3 protein-coding genes and 2 pseudogenes are annotated in these 3681 nt (G+C 60.0%); 2 read left to right on the top strand and 3 right to left on the bottom strand.

The window, feature by feature from the left end; all coding sequences use genetic code 11:
• Positions 1-61: 61 nt before the first annotated feature.
• A pseudogene (locus tag QCE69_RS39125) lies at positions 62-345 on the bottom strand (transposase); the annotation flags it as partial.
• Between the two features lie 88 nt (positions 346-433).
• Here QCE69_RS39125 and QCE69_RS39120 point away from each other — a divergent pair.
• Together QCE69_RS39120 and QCE69_RS39115 are read left to right on the top strand one after the other, a co-directional pair.
• Complete coding sequence (locus QCE69_RS39120) at positions 434-760, top strand: hypothetical protein (RefSeq protein WP_309936124.1); 327 nt, start codon at positions 434-436, stop codon at positions 758-760.
• A 73-nt stretch (positions 761-833) separates the two neighbouring features.
• The gene (locus tag QCE69_RS39115; protein ID WP_309927978.1) at positions 834-1061 is read left to right on the top strand and encodes a SymE family type I addiction module toxin; all 228 of its coding nucleotides are present in this window, start codon (positions 834-836) and stop codon (positions 1059-1061) included.
• Between the two features lie 44 nt (positions 1062-1105).
• Here the strand turns inward: QCE69_RS39115 and QCE69_RS39110 are convergent, their stop codons facing one another.
• Both QCE69_RS39110 and QCE69_RS39105 read right to left on the bottom strand, forming a co-directional pair.
• Complete coding sequence (locus QCE69_RS39110; protein WP_309820330.1) at positions 1106-1306, bottom strand: CPCC family cysteine-rich protein; 201 nt, start codon at positions 1304-1306, stop codon at positions 1106-1108.
• 611 nt (positions 1307-1917) lie between these two features.
• Positions 1918-3681, bottom strand: a pseudogene (locus QCE69_RS39105) (hemagglutinin repeat-containing protein); the annotation flags it as partial.

Here is a 3681-nt window from a genome sequence, read left to right as displayed (position 1 = left end):
TTGGCCCGTGAGGATCCACCTTTCTTTGCTTACGTTCACGGGTGGGACGCGTTCATTTCATTCCTTCGCGAAGAACGCCGCCGCTTTTTTTGCGATTTCCAGCTCCATCTGCAAGCGCTTGTTCTCCGCTCGCAGCCGCGAGAGCTCCATTTGCTCCGCCGTAACGACTTTAGCCCCCAGACCGTTGAGCTTGCCGGTCTCCGAGGCCTTCAGCCAGTTGCGCAGAATCTGCGTCGACATACCCAACTCCCGGGATACGGCGCTCAGGCCTTGCCCGTCCTTGACTCGTTGCACGGCGGCTTCCTTGAACTCTGCCGTGTACACCTGGTGCGGTACCTTGAACATCTATGCTTTCCTTTCTTTGGGTCGAGTTTATACGCGACCTGCTGGAAGGCGAAATTTCAGGGGAAGCTCAGTCCCCGATGGTTTGCCAATGAGCACTCAGACTTGGCTCTTCTTTTTTATCTTTATTCTGAAGGCCTTCTGGTCAGGCGGCATCGCCGCTTTCGTCTATATCCTCATCGGCGAATTGCATTTCGAAGCATACATCCGCTGGAACTTGCTGATTTTTCCCTACATCTCCGCCTTCCTGTTTGCACTCGCGCTGCTCGGCATTTTTGGCTCATCACGGTTCGTCTGGCTCAGGAACCTCAACAGCTTTTGGTGCTATGCAGCCATCGTCTGGGGATTTTTCCTGCTCGCCATGACCGAGCAACTTGTCGAACCATTGAAGAGACGTACCGAACGCGCCACCGCGTAAACGAAGCGCGGGCCGCATGGGCGCCAACCCATACAGCCCGCTGACCACAACCAACTCATGACGGGAGTTGACTATGGCTGACGCCAATCTTAAAGCATTGAACGCGCATTCCGAGCGCCTCATCAAGATTCAACAAGCCGAGCGCGAGCGGCCTTACTCGATGCGGCCGAACAAGACACCGCCGCCGCTTTATCCGTGGTTCAAGCTCGCCGGGCGATGGCTTGAGCAGGCGGGTTTCGAAGCAGGGCAGAACGTCAGGGTTCACGTCGAGCACGGCAGGCTCGTCATCACCCCCGCCTGAACAGCGCTACAACAACCAACCCAGCTCAATAGCCGGGTTGGTTGTTACTGTGCCTGATTTTTTCTTGCCTGCCAAAGTGCACGGGCCTCATTCAGACTGCTTTGATTAGCCCCACCCGCAAATGTAGGATCATCTGATTGCACTGGATCATCTTCCCAACCGCATACTGCGCAGATTTCATAGTTCCCGCGGTCACTAAGGGTCACGCTATCACAGCATGGGCACGGGAGAAGGTCTTCTTGCATCACTGTTTATTCCAATAGTCCATTCCAGCCGACGGCCTAAACATCGTTCTTGGCGCACCATCCTTGTTTTTTGACGCAAACGTGTTTGTCGCCGGATCGTAAAACAGCGTATCGCCATTCGGGCGAGTCTTAATCAGAGTTCCATCCGGTGGATTGTTTACAAAGTCCTGCGCTGATTGAACATATTGCACTGAGTTCTGATACTCCGGAAACTCTCCGCCGTGCTTGGTCGAATGACCGTAAGCATTTTCAACCGGCGTCTTATCCTTTGTTGAAGTCCAGAACGTACTCTTTGCGTCTTTTCCAGCAAGTGCCCCGGTGGGCGGCCGCACCGTCGCAGCACCCGTATCCGCCGTCTTCACCGACTTCTGCGCAAGCATAGCCCGTTCTTTATCCAGAATCTGCCGAAGCTCTTTCGCTTCCTTCGCGGCTTCGCTTTCCTTCCTGTTGTTGTTCTGGTTGTACAGATTCACATTGGACGCGGCCGCAGCTCCTGCCGTGCCGCCGATGATGCCGCCGCCGAGCGTGCTGGCCACATTGCCCGCAATGTTCCCGATGAGTTTGGATCCGGCTTCCTCCGCGACCGCATCCGCGAACTGCTGCGTGCGATTGGCCAAGTAAGCAGACATGCCCGCACCCGCCGCACCTTGCGCCGCGCTACCGATGCCACCACCGCCCAGACCGCCGATCAGCCCGCCACCCGCTACGTGCAGCGCAATCCTGTTGCTGCCCGATTCACTCCACGAATCCGCCGTGTCGAGGTAGCCTTGCATCGCATCCAGGTCGCCGCGCTCGTAGGCTGCTTTTGCATCCTTGAGCGCGCCGTCACGCTTCGCGTTCGCGATCATGCCGATCTGCGTGGCCACCGCTTCACCCGCCGCGCTGGCGGCGTTCATCATGTCGCCTTGCTTGTCCAGCAGGTTGTTCACGTCCGGCAGCGTCGAAACGGTTCCGTTCGTGCTCGACGTGTCACGGCTGAGGTTCGCAACGTCCTGCGTCTGATGCTCGCGGTCCGTGACGTTGATCGTCCCGGCGCTGATCGCGCTGCGCGTGATGCCATTCGAGCTACCGCTTTCGCTCTGACTCATCATCGGCACAACGCCGCCCGCTCCGCTCACTGACGACGGGCCTATACCGCTCTGCGCAGTGCCTATCGATCCACCCGCGCTAAACCCGCTGCTGCTCGCGCTGTAGTCGCTGCGATTCTGAAGGTCCGAGAAGGTGAGCGTGCCTGTGTTGAGCGTGTTCCTGCTTGCGTCGGCGTCGCTCGCGATCACCGCGCCCTTGAGGTCGGTACTGCCCTTGACGGTGATGTCAAAGCCGCCTTCGCCCGCATGAATCCCGCTTTGCTCTTCGACGGCCGCGTAATTGCCGCTCGCATTGCCGTGCTGCGAACTGAACGAACCGCCGCCACCGCTCTGACTGATCGCAAAGCCCCCGCCGGCGCTGCTTTGATGCGCCGCGCTCACCGTCATATCCTGCACGCTCGCGATGTTCAGATTGCCGCCGACGTCCGCCGCGATCTGTCTTCCGGCGATCTGCGAGCCGATCACGTTCGTATCGCCGCCTGAGACGATCGCGACGCTATTCGCGCCCGTAACGTGCGACGCGTTCTGAATTGCCGCGTCGCTGTTGGCGTCGCCGTGCGCGTTCGCCATCGCCGCCGATATGCCGAAACCGTTCGTGCCGAACGACAGACCGACGCTCGTGCTCTTGGTGCTGCTGGAGCTGCGCGTCGACGCCGTGTCGGTCGTGTTGACGACGTTCACCTGATCCTTCGCGGCGAGCACCACGTCGCTTGCGCTGATGTTCGAGCCGGCGATGTTCAGGTTTCCCTCGGTCGCCATGAACGCCGCCGAGCCTCCTGCGTTCACAGACGAACCGCGATGTATCGTCTGCGTCTCGCTCGAATCGCTGCGGCTGCTGCTCGACCCGACGCTCAATTGAACGGCGATGCTCGGGTTCCGCATCAGCGCGCCACGGCTCGCGCCGGCAACACCCATCGCCGCATTCCCCGCGGCCGCGATCGCGTGCAGCGTCGCCGCTCGGTCGTTGCCCGTGCTCGCCGAGTGACTCGCGGCGCGGCTCTGCGTATAGGCGTTATTGATCGCATCGCCCACGGAACCCGACAGCCCGAGCGCAAGGCCGCTCGTATGTGAGGTTTCTGTCCGCGAACGCTGCGCCGTATCCTTGGCTGCGTCGATGGTGACGTTCGCACCCAGGCCGACGAGGTCTTTCGCCGCAAGCAGATCACTGCCGGTCACATGGAGTGTAGAGCCGGCCTGAATCGAGAGATCGCCCGCCAGCGAGCCGACCGTGCTCGCGTTGTTCGTCACGCTCGAAGCCTGATCGGTCGTCGCGTGATTGTTGCTGCC

The organism is Caballeronia sp. LZ032 (genome assembly GCF_031451315.1).
Taxonomy (GTDB): domain Bacteria; phylum Pseudomonadota; class Gammaproteobacteria; order Burkholderiales; family Burkholderiaceae; genus Caballeronia.
This window is presented reverse-complemented; position numbering and strand designations above follow the sequence as displayed.